Below are 21,352 nucleotides of genomic sequence, written 5' to 3' on the forward strand. Positions count from 1 at the left end.
CGGTCAGGCGGCCGGGAGCGCGAGCCGGTAGCCGACGCCGCGGACGGTCTCGACGAGCTCGGGCCGGCGCAGCTTGGCGCGGAGCGAGGCGACGTGCACCTCCAGGGTGCGTCCGGTGCCCTCCCAGCTCGTCTGCCAGACGTCGCTGATGATCTGCTCGCGGCGGAAGACGACGCCGGGGCGCTGGGCGAGCAGCGCCAGCAGGTCGAACTCCTTGCGGGTGAGCGCCACCTGCTGGCCGTCGACAGAGACCTGGCGGGTGGCCAGCTCGACCGTGATGGGGCCCAGGGCCAGCACGTCGGCCGTCTCCTCGCCGGCGTCGGCGGTCTCCTCCGGGCCCGTGCGGCGGCTGACGGCGTGGATGCGGGCGAGCAGCTCGCCGGTGTCGTAGGGCTTGACCACGTAGTCGTCGGCGCCGAGGTTCAGGCCGTGGATGCGGGAGCGCACGTCGGAGCGGGCCGTCACCATGATCACCGGCACCGAGGCGATGCGCCGGATCCGGCCGCAGACCTCGAAGCCGTCCACGTCGGGCAACCCGAGGTCGAGGAGCACGACCCCGAAGGAGCGGTCGTGCAACAGGCTGATCGCTTCCTCCCCGCCGCGGGCGCGGACCACGTCGAAGCCGTGTTTGCCGAGCACGGCGACCAGGGCCGCGGCGACGTGCTCGTCGTCCTCGACAAGGAGCAGTCTCATTCGCGCTCTCCAATCATGCCGTTCACACGTCCATGCTGATGATGCCGGGTGGCGTCAAGTGGCGTGGCCGGAGTCGACGGTTCCGTCGGGCCGCGCGCACGCTGGGCAGCCTCCGGTGACTGTGTGTGTTCGGCGAGCGTCTGGATCGTTATGCTCAATTTCCGCTCAGATCTGCTGACGCTGTATCGACACGCTGGCTAGGGTCCCTGCAACCGACAAGGATGGAGCAACTCCACGATGAGCGATGCGCCGCTGACCAAGGACTCCGCCGCGACCCCGCCGCCGGCGGACGCCCTTGTCGTCCTGGACAGCGTGAACAAGCACTTCGGCGCCCTGCACGTGCTTCAGGACATCGATCTGACCATCGAGCGCGGCGAAGTCGTCGTCGTGATCGGTCCCTCCGGTTCCGGCAAGTCCACGCTGTGCCGTGCGATCAACCGCCTGGAGACGATCGACTCCGGGACCATCACCATCGATGGCGTCCCGCTCCCGGCGGAGGGCCGGGAGCTGGCCCGGCTGCGGGCCGACGTGGGCATGGTCTTCCAGTCGTTCAACCTCTTCGCGCACAAGACGGTGTTGCAGAACGTGATACTCGGCCCTGTCAAGGTGCGGCGGAAGGACAAGGCCGAGGTCGAGACGCGGGCCCGCGCGCTGCTGGACCGGGTGGGCGTCGGCAACCAGGCGGACAAGTACCCCGCGCAGCTCTCCGGCGGCCAGCAGCAGCGGGTCGCCATCGCCCGCGCGCTGGCGATGGAGCCGAAGGTGATGCTCTTCGACGAGCCGACCTCGGCGCTGGACCCCGAGATGATCAACGAAGTCCTCGAAGTCATGCGTCAGCTCGCCCGTGAGGGGATGACCATGGTCGTCGTCACCCACGAGATGGGCTTCGCGCGCTCCGCCGCGAACCGCGTGGTGTTCATGGCCGACGGCCGGATCGTCGAAGAGGCCGAGCCGCACCAGTTCTTCGACAACCCGCGCAGTGACCGGGCCAAGGACTTCCTGTCCAAGATCCTCCAGCACTGAGCGCGGCGACACCTTCCCGTACCCACCCGATCCGACCCAGGACAAGGGGATTTCCCACGATGAGACTCCGCAAGGCAAGCGCGCTGGCCGCCACCGTCCTCGCTCTCTCCCTGACCGCCACGGCCTGTGGTGGCGGCGATGACAGCGACGACGGCATCACCATCGGCATCAAGTTCGACCAGCCGGGTCTGGGCCTGAAGACGCCGGACGGCACCTACGAGGGCTTCGACGTCGACGTCGCCACCTACATCGCGGGCGAGCTGGGCTACGAGCCGGACCAGATCACCTGGGAGGAGGCGCCCAGCGCCGAGCGCGAGAACCTCCTCAAGCGGGGCGACGTGGACTTCATCGTCGCCACCTACTCGATCAACGACGAGCGCAAGCAGCAGGTCGACTTCGCCGGCCCGTACTTCCTCGCCCACCAGGACCTGCTGATCCGCGAGGACGACGAGGTCGCCGACGTGGACGCGATCAACTCCCTCACCCTGTGCTCGGTCACCGGCTCCACCTCCGCGCAGAACGTGCAGGAGGACTTCGCGCCGAACGCCGACCTCCGCCAGTTCGGCACCTACTCCGAGTGCCTCACCGGTCTGGAGAACGGCACGGTCGACGCGCTGACCACGGACGACTCCATCCTCGCCGGGTACGCCGCGCAGGAGCAGAACCAGGGCAAGTTCAAGCTCGCCGGACTGGAGCTCAGCGACGAGCACTACGGCGTCGGCCTGCCGAAGGACTCCGACCTGCGGGAGGACGTCAACGCGGCCCTCCAGCAGATGGTCGACGACGGCTCGTGGGAGGGCTTCGTCGCGGAGAACTTCGGTCCGGCCGGCTACGAGGCCGAGCCCGCTCCGGAGATCACGGAAACCGACTGATCGGTCGGCGCCCTGAGTGGCGCGCCGGTCAGCGCCGGCGCGCCACGCCTCTTCCCGCTCTTCCCGCATTCTCGACGCGAGACTGAGAGATTCCGTGTTCGATTTCCTTGATCTCGATCGATACGACTTGTTCGGGGCCTTCTGGACGACGATTGAGCTCGCCGTCTTCTCCGCCATCGGCTCGCTCATCTGGGGAACGGCACTGGTCGCGATGCGCGTCAGCCCGGTGCCGATCATGCGTGCCTTCGCCGCCGGTTATGTGCACATCTTCCGCAACACCCCGCTGACCCTGCTGATCGTCTTCTGCTCCCTGGGCCTGAACCAGACCCTGGGCATGGAGATGTGGACGGACCGCGACGCCGAGACGCTCGGCTTCCGGCTGGCGGTCCTCGGCTTCATCGCCTACACCTCCACCTTCGTCTCCGAGGCGCTGCGCTCCGGGATCAACACGGTCCCGGTCGGCCAGGCGGAGGCGGCGCGCGCCCTCGGTCTGAGCTTCTCGCAGGTGCTGCGGCTGATCGTTCTCCCGCAGGCGTTCCGCACCTCGGTGGCGCCGCTGACGAACGTACTGATCGCCCTGATCAAGAACACCACGGTGGCCGCGGCGATCGGTGTCGCCGAAGCCGCGCTGCTGATGCGGGAGATGATCGAGAACGAAGCGGAGCTGATCCCGATCGCCGTCCTGTTCGCCCTCGGATTCATGGTCCTGACCCTGCCCACCGGGCTGCTGCTCGGCTGGGTGGCCAAGCGCGTGGCGGTGAAGCGATGAGTGACCTGTCCGTTCTCTACGACGCCCCCGGGCCGCGCGCCAAGGTCCGCAACGCCGTCTACGCCGTCCTCTTCCTCGTCGTCCTCGCGGCCGTCGGCTGGTGGGTGTGGCAGCAGCTCGACGACAAGAACCAGCTGGACGCCGACAAGTGGGAGCCGTTCTTCACCGACTCCCGCGTGTGGACGACCTATCTGCTCCCCGGCCTCCAGGACACCGTGACCGCGGCGGGTCTGTCCCTGGTCATCGCGCTGCCGCTGGGAGCGGTGCTCGGCATCGGGCGGCTGTCCGACCACTCGTGGATCAGGGGCACGGCGGGCGCGGTCGTGGAGTTCTTCCGCGCCATCCCGGTGCTGCTGCTGATGCTGTTCGCCAACGAGGCGTACGCGCTGTGGAGCAACGTCGAGCGGGACGTGCGCCCGCTCTACGCGGTGGTGACCGGTCTGGTGCTGTACAACGCCTCGGTGCTGGCCGAGGTGGTCCGGGCCGGCGTGCTGTCCCTGCCCAGGGGACAGTCCGACGCGGCGCAGGCGATCGGCATGCGCAAGGGCCAGACGATGGTCCACGTGCTGCTGCCGCAGGCGGTGACGGCCATGCTCCCGGCGATCGTCAGCCAGCTGGTGGTCATCGTCAAGGACACGGCGCTCGGCGGCGTCATGCTGGGCTACAGCGAGCTGCTGAGCAACGCCCGGCTCGTCTCGACCAACTACTCCAACACCATCGCCGCCTACACGATGGCCGCGGCGGTCTTCGTCGCGCTGAACTTCCTCCTGACCAGCTTCGCGGGCTGGCTGGAAGGGCGGATCCGCCGGGGCAAGCGCACCACCGGTGCGGTACTGTCGACCACCACCACCGAGGAGATGGACATCGCCGGGGACGTACCCGGGCCATATCGCCTCGGACAGGGTCCCGATACCAGAACCTAGGCCAAGCGGCCCGAACGGGGGCCGACTTGACGCCTGATCACGCGCTCGGTTCCATACGTGCTGTGCTGCCCGTGATCATCGCCGGCGCGGGCCCTGTCGGGCTCGCGCTGGCGCTTGCCCTCGCCGGGCACGGCGTCCCCACCGTCGTCCTCGACGGCGCCGACGGGCCGCCTCCCTCGCGCCTCGCCCGCACCTGCGTGCTGCCGCACGACGTCGCCCGCTGGGCCGCGCTGCCGGGCGTCGCCGAGGAGGCGGCGGCGTGGCTCGGCTGGCGCGCCACGCTCCGGGGCAGGACGGTGCTGCACGAGGAGTTCGCTCCGGGGAACGCCCCGCGCCATGTGCCGCAGCACGTGCTGCACCGGGCGCTGCGGGACGCCGCCGTCCGCCAGGAGCTGGTGCGGCTGGCCAGGGGGCACCGGCTGACCGACATCGAGCAGCGCGGCGGCGAGGTGGTGGCGCACACCGTCTCGCGCGCCCCGGACGGGCGGCGCGAGCAGAACCGGCAGTGGCGCGGCAGCCATCTGGTCGGCTGCGACGGCGCCCGGTCCACCGTGCGGAAGCTGCTCGGCATACCCTTCCACGGCCGCACCGGCGTCGCCCGGTACGCGGTGGCGGCGCTGCGGGCCGAGCTGCCCCGGCCGGAGGAGGCCGGGCTGCACCGCGGGCTGCCCGTCGGCGAGGTCACCGCCCGGCCGCTGACCGGGGGCCGGTGGCGGCTGGACTGGCCGCTGCCGCCGGACGACGGCCTGGTCACCCCGGAGTCCCTGCTCGACCGGGTGCACGCCACGCTCGCCGCCTGGCACGGCGGCGAGGTCCCGGCCTACGACCTGCTGGACACCGGCGTGCATATCTGCCACCAACGGCTGGCCCGGAGCTGGCGCACCGGACGGGTCTTCCTGGCCGGCGACGCCGCCCACTTGGTCGGCGCGCTCGGCACCCAGCAGGTCGGCGAGGGGCTGCGGGACGTGGACAACCTCGCCTGGAAGCTGGCCGTCGCCTGCCACGAGGGCCATGCCGAGACCCTGCTCGACAGCTACCAGGCCGAACGCCGCACCGCCGTCGGCGTCCGGCTGCGCGCGGTGGACCAGGCGCTGCCGCTGGCGCGCGGCCGGGGTGGCCTGTCGGCCCGGCTCACCGGCCGTGGCCGGGGGCGGCTCGCCCTGCTGACCGACGGGCACCTGGGCCGGGGCGCGCTGGGCGCGCCCGCCCGCTACGCCGCCTCCCCGATCGCCAGCGTGCCCAGGGGCGCCCACGCCACCGACACCCCGCTCGGCGCGCCGACCGCGGACGTGCCGGTCATCGCCCTCGACGGTTCGGCGAGCCGGCTGCGGGACCGGCTGGGCGGCCCGCTGCTGCTGGTGCTCACCGCTCCGGGGGCCGGCGTGTGGGACGCCAAGCACTGGCTGTCCGCCGGCCTCATGCCCGAACTGGCCGCGGCGGCGCGCACGCTGCCGCTGCCCGCCGAGGTGCTGGTCACCGAGGAGTACCCCGGCGCCGGGGCACATACCCTGCTGGTCGTCCGCCCCGACGGGCACCTCGCCGCCGCCCTCGCGGGCACCGACCAGGAGGCCCTGCGGGAGTGCGTGCGGACGCTGCGCGGCGCGAGTGACGAGCCTCCCTCTTCCGGCCCCGGGGGCCAGGAGGTCCCGCCCGCGGCCGAGCCCCGGGCGACCGGCCGCTGAGCTTCAGAGCTCGTCCGGGAACACCTCGCCATCCTCCTCCACGCCCTCGGCCGCCAGGACCTCGCGGACCACCCGCAGCGCCAGCGGCTCCGGATAGCCCTTGCGGGCCAGCATCCCGACCAGCCGCCGCAGCCGCTTCTCGGGAGCGACACCCCGGGTCGCCCGCAGCCGGCGCTCGACCAGGTCCCGCGCGGTCGCCTCCTCCCGCTCCGGGTCGAGCTGCCCGACCGCCTCGTCAATCACCGACGGGGCCACCCCCTTGGTGCGCAGCTCGCGGGCGAGCGCCCGCCGGGCCAGACCGCGGCCGTGGTGCCGGGATTCCACCCAGGCGTCCGCGAACGCCGCGTCATCGATGAGCCCCACCTCCTCGAAACGGTCCAGCACCGCCGTGATCACCTGCTCGGGAACGTCCCGCTCGCGCAGGGCGTCGGTCAACTGCCGCCGGGTGCGCGGGGTTCCGGTGAGCAGACGCAGGCAGATCGCTCGCGCCCGCTCCACCGGGTCCCTCGGGGTGCTGCGCGGTGGCCCCGCTCCGGCCCTCGACGGAGCGGGGCCACCGCAGTCTTCGCGCGCCGGGCGCTCCGGCCACTCACTGCGCCGGGTCACCGTCAGCTCTTGGCCGCCACGGGCTTGGCCGCCTTGGCCGCCTTGACCGGAGCGGTCACGGGCGTCGCCGTCACCGGGGCCACGTCCAGCGCGTCCTTGCCCGCCACGTCCTTGGCCGCAGTGTCCTTACCGGCCGCGTCCTTGACCGCCGCGTCCTTGACCGGCTCGGCCGCCGGGGTCTCGGGCTTCGGCCCGATGCCCAGCTTCTCCTTGATCTTCCGCTCGATCTCGTTGGCCAGATCGGGGTTGTCCCGCAGGAAATTCCGCGCGTTCTCCTTGCCCTGGCCGAGCTGGTCGCCCTCGTATGTGTACCAGGCGCCGGACTTCCGGATGAACCCGTTCTCGACGCCCATGTCGATCAGGCCGCCCTCGCGGCTGATGCCGGTGCCGTAGAGGATGTCGAACTCGGCCTGCTTGAAGGGCGGGGCCACCTTGTTCTTGACCACCTTGACGCGCGTGCGGTTGCCCACGGCGTCGGTGCCGTCCTTCAGCGTCTCAATGCGGCGGATGTCGAGCCGCACCGAGGCGTAGAACTTCAGCGCCCGGCCGCCGGTCGTCGTCTCCGGCGAGCCGAACATCACGCCGACCTTCTCCCGGAGCTGGTTGATGAAGATGGCCGTGGTCTTCGACTGGTTGAGCGCGCCGGTGATCTTCCGCAGGGCCTGGCTCATCAGCCGGGCCTGGAGGCCGACATGGGAGTCGCCCATCTCGCCCTCGATCTCCGCGCGCGGCACGAGCGCCGCCACGGAGTCGATGACGATGAGGTCGAGCGCGCCGGAGCGGATGAGCATGTCGGTGATCTCAAGGGCCTGCTCGCCGTTGTCGGGCTGGGACAGGATGAGCTGGTCCACGTCCACGCCGAGCTTCTTGGCGTACTCCGGGTCGAGCGCGTGCTCCGCGTCCATGAACGCGACGGTGCCGCCCGCTTTCTGGGCGTTCGCCACCGCGTGCAGCGTCAGCGTCGTCTTGCCCGAGGACTCGGGGCCGAACACCTCCACCACACGTCCGCGCGGCAACCCGCCGACGCCGAGGGCCACATCGAGAGCCGTGGAGCCGGTGGGGATGATCTCGATCGGCTCGTTCGGCCGCTCGCCCAGCCGCATCACCGCGCCCTTCCCGAACTGCCGCTCAATCTGCGCGAGAGCGGCGTCGAGCGCCTTCTCGCGGTCCGTACCTGCCATCGGTGCCACCCGGTCCGTCTGATTCGATCGCTTCACAAGCACGGACGCTAGCGCCTGCCACTGACAATCGGCCCGCGGGGACCGAGACACCGTTCCGTATCCCCCCATGAGAATGCTTGTTCGATTTGCGTGTCAAGCGTTCCCCAGCATCCGGAGTGCCGGAAAAACCGCAGGTCGGCGGCGTCAGCGCAGGTGCGGGGGCACATCGACCGCCGCGCACACCGCGCGCCAGACATCCTTGGCGCTCCATCCGGCGTCCAGTGCCTCGTACACGGTCCGCCCGCCGAGCTCCGCCATCACATGGTCGCGGGCGAAGGAATCCACATACCCGGGACCGAACTGCTCCGCCATCCGCTCCCAGAAGTCCGTCAGCCGCATGCCCCCAGTATCCCGCCCGTGATGTCCCGTCCACGCGCGGCGGTCACGAGCTCACGGTCCCGGACGGCGTCCGCGACGAGTGGTATCCCGCCCGCGCGCGGCGGTCACCCACCGACGGCCCTGACCCCCGCCGTGTCGGCCACCGCCACCGCCACCGCCACGACCGCCAGGAACGGCGCCCGCGCCAGCAGCACGGCTCCCGCCGCCGCGACCCCGGCCGCCCGCGCGACCAGGACCGGCGAGCCGCCGCCGTCCACGGTCTGCAGCCCGGTGAGCGCGCCGCCACCGCCGCCAGGGCGCTGACGAGCTGCCGGAACGCCTCCACGCCCTCGGTGATCCCGGCGATCACGAACGTCCGGTGGGTGTGCCGGATGAACGTCCGCCGCACGTACCGCGCCCGCGGCGGGTCCACATCCGGCAACTGCGGGTGCCGCCAGTGGCGCGCCCGCTCCCGGCGCCCGTCCGGCGCCTCCAGCCCGTCCCGCCCACCGTCCCGCTCGGCCGTCCCGCCCACCGCGCTCCGGCCGTCCCGCTCCGGCCGTCCCATTCGGCCCTTGTGCGTCGCTGTCGGTGCCGGGGTGCACGATGGGCACATGCACGGACATGCGGCACTCGACGGGTTCTCCCCCGCCACGCGGGCGTGGTTCTCCCGTGCCTTCCACGCGCCCACCCCCGCGCAGGAAGGAGCGTGGCGGGCGATCGCCGAGGAGTCGGACGCGCTGGTGGTGGCGCCGACCGGCTCGGGGAAGACCCTGGCCGCGTTCCTCGCCTCGCTCGACCGGCTGGCCGCCACACCCCCGCCCGCCGAGACGCACAAGCGGTGCCGCGTGCTGTATGTCTCGCCGCTCAAGGCCCTGGCCGTCGACGTCGAGCGGAATCTGCGCAGCCCCCTCACCGGCATCCGGCAGGAGGCGGTCCGGCTCGGCCTGCCCGAGCCCGGGATCAGGGTCGGCATCAGGACCGGGGACACCTCCCCGGCCGACCGCCGCTCGCTGGCCAGACGGCCGCCCGACATCCTGATCACCACCCCCGAGTCGCTGTTCCTGATGCTCACCTCGGCGGCCAGGGAGGCGCTCACCGGCGTGGAGACGGTGATCCTGGACGAGGTGCACGCGGTGGCGGGCACCAAGCGCGGCGCCCATCTCGCCCTCTCCCTGGAGCGCCTCGACGCGCTGCTGAGCCGGCCCGCCCGCCGGATCGGGCTGTCCGCGACCGTGCGCCCGGTGGACGAGGTGGCCCGCTTCCTCTCGCCACGGCGCAAGGCGACGATCGTCCAGCCGCCCGTCGGCAAGGAGTTCGCCCTGTCGGTGGTGGTGCCGGTGGAGGACATGGGGGAGCTTGGCGGCTCGCCGGTGCCGGACGCCCCGGACCAGGGCGGGACGCCCTCGATCTGGCCGCCTGTGGAGGAGCGCATCGTGGATCTGGTGCAGGCGCACCGCTCCACGATCGTCTTCGCCAACTCCCGGCGGCTGGCCGAGCGCCTGTGCAACAGGATGAACGAGATCGCCCACGAGCGGGCCACCGGCGAGCCGCTGCCCGAGGAGCACGCGCCCGCCCTCCTCATGGGCGGCTCGGGCGCGGCCAGGGGCGCGAGCGCGGTGCTGGCGCGGGCGCACCACGGCTCGGTGTCCAAGGAGCAGCGGGCGCACATCGAGGAGGACCTGAAGGCCGGGCGGCTGCCCGCCGTGGTCGCCACCTCCAGCCTGGAGCTGGGCATCGACATGGGAGCGGTGGACCTGGTCGTGCAGGTCGAGTCGCCGCCCTCGGTGGCCTCCGGCCTCCAGCGGGTGGGCCGCGCCGGGCACCACGTCGGGGCCGTCTCGGCGGGCGTGATCTTCCCCAAGTACCGGGGGGATCTGGTGCAGTCGGCGGTGGTCACCGAGCGGATGCGGACCGGGGCCATCGAGTCGCTGCGCGTCCCGGCCAATCCGCTGGACGTCCTCGCGCAGCAGATCGTGGCCATGACGGCGATGGACCCCTGGGACGTGGACGAGTTGCTGGCGCTGGTCCGCGGCGCCGCGCCGTTCGCCGCGCTGCCCGAGTCGGCGTACCACGCGGTGCTCGACATGCTGGCCGGGCGCTATCCGTCCGACGCCTTCGCGGAGCTGCGGCCCCGGCTGGTCTGGGACCGGGTGGCGCACACCGTGACCGGCCGGCCCGGCGCGCAGCGGCTCGCGGTCACCTCGGGCGGCACGATCCCCGACCGCGGCCTCTTCGGGGTCTTCCTGGCCGGGGCCGACCCCAAGAAGGGCGGTGGCCGGGTCGGCGAGCTGGACGAGGAGATGGTCTACGAGTCCCGGGTGGGCGACGTCTTCACGCTGGGCACGACGTCCTGGCGGATCGAGGACATCACCCGCGACCGGGTGCTGGTCTCGCCCGCGCCCGGCGTCCCCGCCCGGCTGCCGTTCTGGAAGGGGGACCAGCTCGGCCGTCCGCTGGAGCTCGGTCGGGCGCTGGGCGCGTTCCTCCGCGAGATCGGCGGCCTGGACCCGGCGGCGGCCCGCGAGCGGCTGGCGGCGGCGGGCCTGGACGCCTGGGCGGTGGACAACGTGCTGGCGTATCTGGACGAGCAGCGCCAGGCGTGCGGACACATCCCGGACGACCGCACGATCGTGGTCGAGCGGTTCCGCGACGAGTTGGGCGACTGGCGGATCGTGGTGCACTCGCCCTTCGGCGCCCAGGTGCACGCGCCCTGGGCCCTGGCGCTGGGCGCGCGGCTCACCGAGCGCTTCGGCATGGACGCGCAGGTGCTGCACGCGGACGACGGCATCGTGCTGCGGCTGCCCGACGCCGACCTGCTGGGCGCGGACCTCGGCGCGGACGAGGTCGGCGGCGACCCGGCGTTCGACGACGGCCGGGCGCCGGTCGGCGCGGGCGACGTGCTGTTCGACAAGAGCGAGGTCGATCAGCTCGTCACCGACCAGGTGGGCGGCTCGGCGCTCTTCGCGGCCCGGTTCCGGGAGTGCGCCGCGCGGGCCCTGCTGCTGCCGCGGCGCAGCCCCGGCAAGCGCACCCCGCTGTGGCAGCAGCGGCAGCGGGCGCACCAGCTGCTGTCGGTGGCCGCCGGGTTCGGATCGTTCCCGATCGTGCTGGAGGCGGTCCGCGAGTGCCTGCAGGACGTGTTCGACGTGCCGGGGCTGACCGAGCTGATGGGGGACATCGAGGCCAGAAGGGTCAGGCTGGTCGAGGTCACCACACGCGAGCCCTCGCCGTTCGCCCGCTCCCTCCTCTTCGGCTATGTCGCCCAGTATCTGTACGAGGGCGACTCCCCCCTGGCCGAACGACGCGCCGCCGCCCTCTCCCTGGACTCCCGGCTGCTGGCCGAGCTGCTCGGCCGCGCGGAGCTGCGGGAGCTGCTCGATCCGGCCGTCCTGGCCGAGCTGGAGCGGGAGTCGCGGTGGCTGAGCGAGGACCGCCGGGTGAGGGATGTCGAGGGCGTCGCGGATCTGCTGCGCGTCCTCGGACCGGTCACCGACGCCGAGCTGGCCGAGCGGGGAGCGGCGCCCGAGTGGGCCGGGGCGCTGGTCGCGGCCCGGCGCGCGCTGCGCGTCCGCGTCGCGGGCGAGGAGCGCTGGGCGGCGATCGAGGACGCCGGCCGACTGCGGGACGCCCTGGGCGTCGCCCTGCCCGTGGGCGTCCCCGAGGCGTTCACCGAGCCGGTCGCGGATCCGCTGGGCGACCTGCTGGCCCGGTACGCGCGCACCCACGGCCCGTTCACCTCCGCCCAGGCCGCCGCCCACTTCGGTCTCGGCACCGCCGTCGCGGACGGCGCGCTGCACCGGCTGGCCGCCGAAGGGCGGCTCGTCCAAGGCGAGTTCAGGCCGGGCGGCGTCGGGCACGAGTGGTGCGACCCCGCCGTGCTGCGGCGGCTGCGGCGGCGCTCGCTGGCCGCCCTGCGCCAGGAGCTGGAGCCGGTGCCGCCGGCCGCGCTGGCCGCCTTCCTGCCCCAGTGGCAGCACGTCGGCGGCATCGCGGGGCGCGGCGGGCTGCGGGGGGTCGACGGCCTGCTGCGGGCCGTCGAGCAGCTCCAGGGCGCGCCCGTCCCGGCCTCCGCGCTGGAGCGGCTGGTGCTGCCCTCGCGGGTCTCGGGATACGCCCCGCCGATGCTGGACGAGCTGACGGCGTCCGGCGAGGTGGTCTGGGCGGGCGCGGGAGCGCTGCCGGGCAAGGACGGCTGGATCGCTCTCCATCCGGCCGACGCCGCGCCGTCACTGCTCCCGCCGCCGCACCCGCTGGAGCTGACCCCGGCGCATCGCGCCGTGCTGGACGCGCTCGCGGGGGGCTACGGGCTGTTCTTCCGGCAGATCGCCGAGCAGGTCAGGGCCGCCGGGCACGAGGTCTCGGACGCCGTGCTCGCCGACCTGGTCTGGGACCTGGCGTGGTCCGGCCGGCTGACCAACGACACCCTGGGACCGCTGCGCGCCCTGCTCGGCTCCGGCCGCACCGCGGGCTCAGTCGCGCACCGGGCCCGGCGGACGACGCCACGCGGCCGGTGGGCGGGCCCCGCGACACGCCCCGCCGTCTCGCGCGGAGGGCCGCCGACCGTGGCCGGCCGCTGGTCGCTGCTGCCGGAGCGGGAGGCCGATCCCACGCTGCGCGCCCACGCGCTCGCGCGCACGCTGTTGGACCGGCACGGGGTGGTCACGCGCGGGGCCGTGGCGGCCGAGGGCGTCGAGGGCGGCTTCGCCGCGGCGTACCGGGTGCTGTCCGCCTTCGAGGAGAGCGGCCGGGCCAGGCGCGGATATGTGGTGGAGGGGCTCGGTGCGGCCCAGTTCGCGATGGACGGCGCGGTGGACCGGCTGCGGGCGATCAGCACCGCCGCGGAGCGTGGGGCCGCCGGTCCCGAGCCCGGCGCGGGCACCGGTCGAAAGGCGCTGGTGCTCGCCGCCACCGACCCGGCCAACGCCTACGGCGCGGCCCTGCCGTGGCCGGAGCCTCCCCCGGCCCGGGAGGCCGGGAGGTACCCCCACCCCGCCCGGGAGGCCGGGAGGTACCCCCACCCCGCCCCGGAGGCCGGGAGCGGCGGCGTGCCGGGTGCGGGGCACAAGCCGGGCCGCAAGGCCGGGGCTCTGGTCACGCTGGTGGACGGACGGCTCACGCTCTATCTTGAGCGCGGCGGACGGACGCTCCTCGCTTGGCCCGCCGGGGAAGACGCCACCACGGAAGCCGCGCAGCCGGACGCGGCGCTGCGGGCAGCCGCCGAGGCCCTGGCACAGGCCGCCAGGAACGGCGCGCTGGGCACGCTGACAGTGGAACGGGTGAACGGCTCCCCGGTGCTCACCGACCCGTTCTGGGCCGGGCTTCTGGAGGCCGCCGGATTCCACGCGACGCCGCGCGGGCTCCGGCTGCGGCCCTGACCGGGGGCGCGAAAGAAGGACGGAAGAGACTCGGACGACCGGGCGTCCATGCCCGGACCGGGACCCAAAAGATCAGGCGGCGACGACGTCGACTGCCTCGGCCTGGGCCTTGATCGTCACGTGGTCGTCGGGACGGTGGGTGACGGAGGTCACACGCACCGGATTCAGCATGGGGCGCTCCATGGGACGCTCGCCCAGCGTCCGCCCGGGCGGGACACCCAGGGACGGCACCGTGTCGCTCGCGGCGGACTGGGCCAGCTCGGCGAGGGCCAGCTCGTCACTGACTTCCCGCAGCAGCTCGGACATCCGCAGATCGAGCGCGTCGCAGATGGCGGCCAGCAGCTCGGAGGAAGCTTCCTTCTGCCCACGCTCGACCTCGGAGAGGTATCCGAGGGAGACTCTGGCCGAGGAGGACACTTCACGCAGGGTGCGGCCCTGACGTTGGCGCTGCCGACGCAGCACGTCACCCAGCAGGCGACGGAGCAGGATCATCGGTGGCTCCCTCCTCGGACCGTTGGCCTCGCTTGCTTCATGCCCCACCGTACCGCCTCGGACTCCAACGGGGCGGGGAGCGATGTCTTGTTCACTCAGGGCTGCAAACATCCATCCTCTCCGTTCTGTTCCGTATCCTGCCCCGCCGCCGCGGCTCAGGGTGTGTCCTCCACTCGGGGGAGGATCAGCTCGTCGCGCAGAAGGGCCAGCACGGCCCTTACGGTGCCGGCCCGGATCGCGGCCCGGTCACCTCGCAGATTCAGCCGCTGAGCCACGACTTTCCCGGTTCCGGCCGCCGAAACCGCAATGTGCACGGTCCCGACCGGATTACCGTCCTGCGGCTCGGGTCCGGCGACCCCCGTCGTGGCCGCTCCCCAGTCGGCGCCCAGCAGGTCACGGACGCCCGTGGCGAGCTGCCGGGCAACCTCCGCGTCCACGGCTCCCCGCTCGTCCAGCAACGCGCCGTCCACCCCCAGCACGCTCCGTTTGATCTCCGTGGCATAGGCGGTGACCGAGCCGCGGAACATCCTGGAAGCGCCGGGCGCCTCGGTGAGCTCCGCCGCGACCAGGCCCCCGGTCAGCGATTCCGCCACGGCCACCGTCTGCCCGCGCCGCCCGAGCAGGTCCATCACCTGCGCCGCCAGCGCGGGCTCCTCCGGCTCGCCCTTGCCGCTCATCCGTTCTCCCGCGCCGCCGTCCGCTCCCGGGCCAGGCCCGCCCGGCGCAGCACGACAGCCTGTCGCACGTAGTCCAGCCCTGTCGCCACGGTGAGCACCACGGCCGCCGCCATCACCCACCAGCGCAGGGTGGCCAGCGTCCCGGTGAGCGACAGGATGTACATGCCCACGGCGATGCCCTGGGTGAGTGTCTTCAGCTTGCCGCCCCGGCTGGCGGCGATGACCCCGTGCCGGATCACCCAGAACCGCATCAGCGTGACCCCCAGCTCCCGGACGAGGATGACGCCCGCCACCCACCAGGGCAGATCCCCCAGCACCGAGAGACAGATGAGCGCCGCGCCCATGATCGCCTTGTCCGCGATGGGGTCCGCGATCTTGCCGAAGTCGGTCACGATGTTGCGGCGCCGGGCCAGCTCGCCGTCGAAAAGGTCGGTGATCATGGCGATGGTGAACGCGGCCCACGCCAGGGACCGCCAGGCCGGATCGTGCCCCCCGTCCGCGAACATCAGCAGCACGAAGCCGGGCACCAGCAGCAGGCGCACCATCGTGAGGATGTTCGCGATGTTCCACAGACCGGGTGCCGCGGTCCGGGCCGCGGCCCTCCCGGCCAGCGGACCCTTTCCGGTGGCTCGGGCCGGCATGTCCGTCATCTTCCGGCCTCGGCCGCGTGCCCGCCGCCGGCGGCGGGCCGCTCCACGGCGATCAGATCCACGCCCCGCGCGGCGACGATCTCGACATCGACGAGCTGCCCGACCCTCGGCCCGGCGCCGGGGTCCCGGCCGTGCCCGGACGGCGACTCCACGATGACGACGTGCCCGTCCGTCTCGGGCGCCTGGTGCGGCCCACGGCCCACGGCGAGCACCTCTCCCTCGGCTTCCTCTTCCGGATCGACCGATTCGATCAGTACCCGCGCGTGCTCGCCCACACGCTCCTCGGCGCGCTGCGCGATCAGCTCCTCGGCGAGCCGGGAGACCCGGGTCAGCCGCTCGGCGATCAGCTCGGGGTCGTGCTTGCCCTGATATCCGGCGGCCTCGGTGCCCTCCTCGTCCGAATAGCCGAAGACGCCGATGGCGTCCAGCCGGGCCTCGGTGAGGAAGCGCTCCAGCTCGGCCAGGTCGGCCTCGGTCTCGCCGGGGAAGCCCACGATGAAGTTCGACCGGACGCCGGCCAACGGCGCCTTGCCGCGGATGGTGGCGAGCAGCTCCAGGAACCGGTCGGTGTCGCCGAAGCGCCGCATCGCGCGCAGCACCGAGGGCGCGGAGTGCTGGAAGGAGAGGTCGAAGTAGGGCGCGACCTTCTCGGTGCCGGTGAGCACGTCGATCAGCCCGGGGCGCATCTCGGCCGGCTGGAGATAGCTCACCCGGACGCGCTCCAGCCCGTCCACGGCGGCCAGTTCGGACAGCAGGGTCTCCAACAGCCGGATGTCGCCGAAGTCCTTGCCGTAGGAGGTGTTGTTCTCGGAGACCAGCATGATCTCCTTCACGCCCTCGCCGGCCAGCCAGCGCGCCTCCGCGAGGACGTCGGAGGGACGCCGGGAGACGAACGAGCCCCGGAAGGAGGGAATGGCGCAGAACGTGCACCGCCGGTCGCAGCCGGAGGCCAGCTTGACCGAGGCGACGGGACCGTCGCCGAGCCGCCGCCGCAGCGGGGCGCGCGGCCCGGAGGCCGGTGCCACCCCGGCGGGCAGGTCGGTGATCGTGCCGTGCCCGGGCAGGGCGACATCCGTGCCCTGCCGCTCGGACGGGCTGATGGGCAGCAGCTTGCGCCGGTCGCGCGGGATGTGGGGGGCGTGCACGCCGCCGGACAGGATGGTCCGCAGCCGGGCCGAGATGTCGGCGTAGTCGTCGAAGCCGAGCACGGCGTCGGCCTCGGGCAGCGCGTCGGCGAGCTCCTTGCCGTAGCGCTCCGCCATGCAGCCGACGGCGACGACGGCCTGGGTCCGCCCGCCGCCGCCACCGGTCGCCGCGGCCTTCAGCTCGCCGGCTTCGAGCAGCGCGTCGACGGAGTCCTTCTTGGCGGCGTCCACGAAGCCGCACGTGTTGACGACGGCCACCTCGGCGTCGGCGGCGTCGTCCACGAGGTCCCAGCCGTCCGCGGCCAGCCGCCCCGCCAGCTCCTCGGAGTCCACTTCATTACGAGCGCAACCAAGGGTGACCAGGGCAACGGTACGGCGTTCGGACATGGCCTCAGCCTACTTCGTCCCGGGAGGCCCGCCCGCCCCGGCCGCCGCGGGCCGGGAGCGGGGTCAGCCTTCCTCGGGGTCGCCCGGGGTGTAGGTCAGCCGCTGCACCTGCCCCATTTCGAACACGTCCTCGATCTGTTTGCCGTTGACGTGGAGCTGGACGGCTCCGGCGTTGCCGAGCACCAGATCGATCTGCTCATCGTCCGTGAAGGTCTCGGAGTCGCCATCCTGGAGCACGTCCTCGAACAGGACCCGGCCGTTGCTGTCCTTCGCCGAGATCCAGCTCGAACCGCCCTCGGCGGTCACCTTGACGGTCACCTTGTCGGCCGGGACGGCCGCCACCGCGCTCTCCGAGGGCTCGGGCGACGGCTCCTGGGTGGGCTGATCGGCGTTCCGCGTCTGATCCGGCGCGGGCTCACCCGTCTGGCTGCCCTCGGCGACCGAGCCGGCGTCCTCCCCGCCACCACCGCTGAAGAAGGTGAACCCGACGAAGCCGATCACGGCGACGATCGCGGCCACCATGGCCGCCGTCCAGTTCGGCCGACGCGGCTCGGGCCGGATCCGCTCGGCCTCGAACAGCGGCCCGGACGACAGCGACGGCGGCTCGGTGCCCTGCTCGGCGTTGAAGAGCTCGATCAGCTCGTTGGCGTCCGCACCCACAGCCCGCGCAAGCGTACGAATATGCCCGCGCGCGTACACATCACCGCCGCAGCGCGAGAAGTCGTCCTGCTCGATGGCATGGACGATGGGAATGCGCACGCGCGTGGACGAGCTGACCTCATCCACGGTCAGCTTTGCGTCGATGCGCGCCTGCTGGAGAATTCGACCGACGGAAGGCCGGTCCTTGGCGGAAGGGTTGCCGATGGACACGGGGGCGCCTTTCGAGCGTGAAGCCGCGTGCTGCGCTTACAAGTCTAGGGGGGTTGTGAAAGGAACGGGCAACCGGGCCCACTGCGTTTGTCCGCCAACAGAATGGCCTTCCTTCGGGTGACCTACGGGAGAGCCTCCCCCCGGATCAGTGCCAGCACTCCATCCAATTCGTCCGGCTTGACCAGCACGTCCCTGGCCTTGGAGCCCTCGCTCGGCCCGACCACGCCCCGCGACTCCATCAGATCCATCAGCCGTCCGGCCTTCGCGAAGCCGACCCGCAGTTTGCGCTGGAGCATGGAGGTGGAGCCGAACTGGGTGGTCACCACCAGCTCCGCCGCCTGGCACAGCAGATCGAGGTCGTCCCCGATCTCCTCGTCGATCTCCTTCTTCTTCCCCGACGAGACGGTGACGTCCTCGCGGAACACCGGCGCCATCTGCGCCTTGCAGTGCTCGACGACCGCCGCCACCTCCTCCTCGGTGACGAAGGCCCCCTGCATGCGGACCGGCTTGTTGGCGCCCATCGGCAGGAACAGCCCGTCGCCCTTGCCGATGAGCTTCTCGGCGCCCTGCTGGTCGAGGATCACCCGGCTGTCGGCGAGGGAGGAGGTGGCGAAGGCGAGGCGGGAGGGCACGTTCGCCTTGATCAGGCCGGTGACCACGTCGACGCTCGGCCGCTGCGTGGCGAGCACCAGATGGATGCCGGCGGCGCGGGCCAACTGGGTGATGCGGACGATGGCGTCCTCCACGTCGCGCGGCGCGACCATCATCAGGTCGGCCAGCTCGTCCACGATCACCAGCAGGTAGGGGTAGGGAGTCAGGTCGCGCTCGCTGCCCGGGGGCGGGCTGGCCTTGCCGGACCGCACGGCGGCGTTGAAGTCGTCGATGTGGCGGTACCCGTAGGCGGCCAGATCGTCATAGCGCAGGTCCATCTCCCGCACCACCCACTGCAGGGCCTCCGCCGCGCGCTTGGGGTTGGTGATGATGGGGGTGACGAGGTGCGGGATGCCCTCGTAGGCCGTCAGCTCCACCCGTTTGGGGTCGACGAGCACCAGCCGCACATCCTCCGGCGTCGCGCGCATCATCACGGAGGTGATCAGGCAGTTGACGCAGCTCGACTTGCCCGATCCGGTGGCGCCGGCCACCAGCAGGTGCGGCATACGGGCGAGATTGGCCGTCACATAGCCGCCCTCGACGTCCTTGCCGAGGCCCACCACCAGCGGGTGCTCATCGCCGACCGCGTCGGCCAGGCGCAGCACGTCCCCGAGGTTGACCATCTCGCGGTCGCTGTTGGGGATCTCGATGCCGACCGCGGACTTGCCCGGGATGGGGCTGATGATGCGGATGTCGGGGCTGGCCACCGCGTAGGCGATGTTCTTGGTCAGGGCGGTGATCTTCTCGACCTTCACGGCCGGGCCGAGCTCGACCTCGTACCGGGTGACCGTCGGGCCGCGCGTGAAGCCGGTGACCCGGGCGTCCACCTTGAATTCGGAGAAGACGTTGGTCAGCGACTCGACCACCACGTCGTTCGCCGCGCTGCGGGTGCGGCCGGGACCTCCGCGGCGCAGCAGTTCGATGCTGGGGAGCGCGTAGGTGATGTCGCCGGAGAGCTGGAGCTGCTCGGCGCGCGGCGGCAGCGCGTCGTCCTTCGGTGGCGGGATCGACTTCGTCAGGTCGGGAACGCCGCCGCCGTCCGTCCCCCCGCGCGGCGGCGGGGGGCCGGGGTCGTCCCGGTACGGCGGCTCGCCGGCCGGCTCGGGTCCGGGCTCGGGCGCGGACCCGCGCTTGCTCCCGCTCCGGCCGGTGGCCACGCGGCTGCTGAGATCGGCGACCAGCGGCGAGGGCTCGATGCCGTGCAGCACGGCGCCGTCGAGCGCCGCCGCGGCGGCGGCCACGTCGACCGGGTCCTGGCGGCGCCGTCCGGCCCGGCGGGCCGGGCTGCGCGCGGGGCGGGAAGGCTCCGGGGCGGCTCGCTCGACGGGCTCGGGCCCGCGCCGGGCACGCGGATCGTCCTGTTCGTCATAGCGCTGGTGCGAGGTCAGCAGCTCGGTCTCCTCGCCCAGCTCGGCCTCGGCGATCAGACCGAGCCGGATCGCTCCCCTGCGCAGCCGCCGCGGAATGGTGTTGACCGGGGTGGCCGTGACGACCAGGAGCCCGAAGACGGTGAGCAGCGAGAGCAGCGCGACCGCGAGCGGCTCCCCCACCAGCAGGATCAGGGGGCGCGAAGCGGCCCAGCCCAGGAGCCCGCCGGTGTCGCGCAACGCCTGCGCGCCCTCCCCGCGCCCCGGGGCGCCCGTCGCGATGTGCACCAGCCCCAGCACCCCGACCAGGAGCGCGCTCAGGCCGATGACGATGCGGCCGTTGGCCTCCTGCTGCTCCGGATGCCGGATGAGCCGGACCCCGATGAAGCCCAGGACCAGAGGGAAGATGAGGTCGAGGCGGCCCAGCACACCGGTGATCAGCAGGGTGACCAGCTCGCCGACGGGACCCTGGAGGTTGGACCAGGTGCCGGCGGCGGCCACCAGGGAGAGCCCGAGCAGCAGCAGGGCCAGACCGTCCTTGCGGTGCGCGGGATCAAGTCCCTTCGCACCGCGCCCTATGCCCCGCAGCAGCGCGCCCACGGGGTGGGCGAGGCCGAGCCACAGGCCCCGCATGATGCGGAACGCCACATTCGGCGGCGGCGCGGGCCTTCTCGCCGGAGCCGCGGCCTTCCTGGCCGCTGTCTTCTTCGCGGGCGCCTTCTTGGCGGGCGCCTTCCCGGCGCCCCCGCCGCGCCCGGCGCGCGCGCTCGGGGAACCCTTGCCGGACGTACCTGAGGCCATGAGGTGAGGTTACCGGTGCAGCCGGGCCCCGGCACGGATCGTGTGCCGTCCGACGGCTCCCCCGCCCCGCCCGGTGCCCGCGCCCCGGACCCGTCAGCCCGGCCGTGATTCCACGGACTTGGGCTCGGCCACGCCCGGCTGGAGCGCGTCGAGCGCCCTGCGCAGACCGGACAGCTTCCGCTCCAGATGGGCCGCCGTGGACACCGCGGCACCGCCACCCGACTCGGCGAGCTCCTTGGTCAGCACCTCGGCCTGCTCCTCGACGGCGGCCAGCCGCGCGGACAGCTCGGGCAGCAGCCCGCCGGTGCCCCGCTCGGAGTCGGCGGACGCCTGCCCGCCCTCCAGCTCACGGCGCAAAAGCGCGGCTTGCTCACGCAGTTGCATGTTCTTCATGTGCAACTCGACGAACACCGACACCTTCGCCCGCAGCACCCACGGGTCGAAGGGCTTCGAGATGTAGTCGACGGCCCCGGCCGCGTAGCCGCGGAAGGTGTGGTGCGGGCCGTGGTTGATCGCGGTGAGGAAGATGATGGGAATGTCCCGCGTCCGCTCCCGCCGCTTGATGTGAGCGGCCGTCTCGAAGCCGTCCATACCCGGCATCTGGACATCGAGCAGGATCACCGCGAAGTCTTCTGTGAGCAGCGCCTTGAGCGCTTCCTCCCCTGACGATGCCCGGACCAGCGTCTGATCGAGCGCCGAGAGAATCGCTTCGAGCGCCAGCAGATTCTCGGGCCGGTCATCGACCAGGAGGATCTTGGCCTTCTGCACCATGGCCGGTCCTCCTTGCCCCTGCGGCGCGGCTCGGCGCCGCCGTCGTAGACGGCATAT

The 21,352-nt window shown here is 72.7% G+C and carries 17 protein-coding genes and 2 pseudogenes; 6 read left to right on the plus strand and 13 right to left on the minus strand.

The genetic code is table 11. From position 1 onward, the window contains the following. Positions 1–3: 3 nt before the first annotated feature. The gene (locus tag OIE51_RS06515; RefSeq protein WP_326596196.1) at positions 4–693 is read right to left on the minus strand and encodes a response regulator transcription factor; all 690 of its coding nucleotides are present in this window, start codon (positions 691–693) and stop codon (positions 4–6) included. 237 nt (positions 694–930) lie between these two features. On the opposite strand from OIE51_RS06515, the gene OIE51_RS06520 reads away from it, so the two are divergent. From OIE51_RS06520 to OIE51_RS06540, 5 genes are all read left to right on the plus strand, one after another. Beyond that, a complete protein-coding gene (locus tag OIE51_RS06520) occupies positions 931–1,716 on the plus strand; it encodes an amino acid ABC transporter ATP-binding protein (RefSeq protein ID WP_326596197.1) in 786 nt (261 codons plus the stop codon). Positions 1,717–1,775: 59 nt separating this feature from the next. Beyond that, entirely contained in the window at positions 1,776–2,588 is an 813-nt protein-coding gene (locus OIE51_RS06525) for a glutamate ABC transporter substrate-binding protein (protein WP_326596198.1), read from the plus strand. 94 nt (positions 2,589–2,682) lie between these two features. Further along, the gene (locus tag OIE51_RS06530) at positions 2,683–3,357 is read left to right on the plus strand and encodes an amino acid ABC transporter permease (protein WP_326596199.1); all 675 of its coding nucleotides are present in this window, start codon (positions 2,683–2,685) and stop codon (positions 3,355–3,357) included. Continuing rightward, on the plus strand, positions 3,354–4,280 hold the full coding sequence (locus tag OIE51_RS06535) for an amino acid ABC transporter permease (RefSeq protein WP_326596200.1): 927 nt from the start codon (positions 3,354–3,356) through the stop codon (positions 4,278–4,280). The genes OIE51_RS06530 and OIE51_RS06535 overlap by 4 nt, the downstream gene beginning before the upstream one ends. A 62-nt stretch (positions 4,281–4,342) precedes the next feature. Next, positions 4,343–5,962 (plus strand): FAD-dependent monooxygenase, encoded by a 1,620-nt coding sequence (locus OIE51_RS06540; RefSeq protein ID WP_326596201.1) that lies wholly within the window; start codon positions 4,343–4,345, stop codon positions 5,960–5,962. Positions 5,963–5,965: 3 nt separating this feature from the next. Here the strand turns inward: OIE51_RS06540 and recX are convergent. The 5 genes and pseudogenes from recX to OIE51_RS06565 form a co-directional block, all read right to left on the minus strand. Beyond that, a pseudogene (recX, locus tag OIE51_RS06545) lies at positions 5,966–6,664 on the minus strand (recombination regulator RecX); the annotation flags it as partial. After that, positions 6,571–7,749 (minus strand): recombinase RecA, encoded by a 1,179-nt coding sequence (recA, locus tag OIE51_RS06550; protein WP_326596202.1) that lies wholly within the window; start codon positions 7,747–7,749, stop codon positions 6,571–6,573. The gene recA and the pseudogene recX, both read right to left, overlap by 94 nt. 183 nt (positions 7,750–7,932) lie before the next feature. After that, positions 7,933–8,127, minus strand: coding sequence for a DUF3046 domain-containing protein (locus tag OIE51_RS06555; protein ID WP_326596203.1), 195 nt, complete (start codon positions 8,125–8,127; stop codon positions 7,933–7,935). A 104-nt stretch (positions 8,128–8,231) separates the two neighbouring features. Then, the gene (locus OIE51_RS06560; protein ID WP_326600820.1) at positions 8,232–8,384 is read right to left on the minus strand and encodes a hypothetical protein; all 153 of its coding nucleotides are present in this window, start codon (positions 8,382–8,384) and stop codon (positions 8,232–8,234) included. Between the two features lie 56 nt (positions 8,385–8,440). Next, positions 8,441–8,602 (minus strand): annotated as a pseudogene (locus tag OIE51_RS06565) (AraC family transcriptional regulator); the annotation flags it as partial. A gap of 118 nt (positions 8,603–8,720) precedes the next feature. On the opposite strand from OIE51_RS06565, the gene OIE51_RS06570 reads away from it, so the two are divergent. Beyond that, positions 8,721–13,484 carry an ATP-dependent helicase gene (locus OIE51_RS06570; protein ID WP_326596204.1) on the plus strand — a complete coding sequence of 1,588 codons (4,764 nt, stop codon included), beginning with the start codon at positions 8,721–8,723 and terminating at the stop codon, positions 13,482–13,484. Between the two features lie 72 nt (positions 13,485–13,556). On the opposite strand, the gene OIE51_RS06575 is transcribed toward OIE51_RS06570, so the two are convergent. From OIE51_RS06575 to OIE51_RS06605, 7 genes are all read right to left on the minus strand, one after another. Then, on the minus strand, positions 13,557–13,976 hold the full coding sequence (locus tag OIE51_RS06575) for a helix-turn-helix domain-containing protein (protein WP_326596205.1): 420 nt from the start codon (positions 13,974–13,976) through the stop codon (positions 13,557–13,559). 155 nt (positions 13,977–14,131) lie between these two features. Continuing rightward, a complete protein-coding gene (locus OIE51_RS06580; protein ID WP_326596206.1) occupies positions 14,132–14,653 on the minus strand; it encodes a CinA family protein in 522 nt (173 codons plus the stop codon). Next, positions 14,650–15,303: a CDP-diacylglycerol--glycerol-3-phosphate 3-phosphatidyltransferase gene (pgsA, locus tag OIE51_RS06585; RefSeq protein WP_442811874.1), complete on the minus strand. Its 654-nt coding sequence runs from the start codon at positions 15,301–15,303 to the stop codon at positions 14,650–14,652. Before pgsA ends, OIE51_RS06580 begins: the two co-directional genes overlap by 4 nt. Next, a complete protein-coding gene (gene rimO, locus OIE51_RS06590) occupies positions 15,300–16,835 on the minus strand; it encodes a 30S ribosomal protein S12 methylthiotransferase RimO (protein ID WP_326596208.1) in 1,536 nt (511 codons plus the stop codon). Before rimO ends, pgsA begins: the two co-directional genes overlap by 4 nt. 63 nt (positions 16,836–16,898) lie before the next feature. Further along, complete coding sequence (locus OIE51_RS06595) at positions 16,899–17,705, minus strand: helix-turn-helix domain-containing protein (protein ID WP_326596209.1); 807 nt, start codon at positions 17,703–17,705, stop codon at positions 16,899–16,901. 122 nt (positions 17,706–17,827) lie between these two features. Further along, complete coding sequence (locus OIE51_RS06600) at positions 17,828–20,524, minus strand: FtsK/SpoIIIE family DNA translocase (RefSeq protein WP_326596210.1); 2,697 nt, start codon at positions 20,522–20,524, stop codon at positions 17,828–17,830. 93 nt (positions 20,525–20,617) lie between these two features. Beyond that, positions 20,618–21,295, minus strand: a complete 678-nt coding sequence (locus OIE51_RS06605; protein WP_326596211.1) for a response regulator — start codon at positions 21,293–21,295, stop codon at positions 20,618–20,620. Positions 21,296–21,352: the final 57 nt, after the last annotated feature.

It is taken from the genome of Streptomyces sp. NBC_01803 (genome assembly GCF_035917415.1).
Taxonomy (GTDB): Bacteria; Actinomycetota; Actinomycetes; order Streptomycetales; family Streptomycetaceae; genus Streptomyces.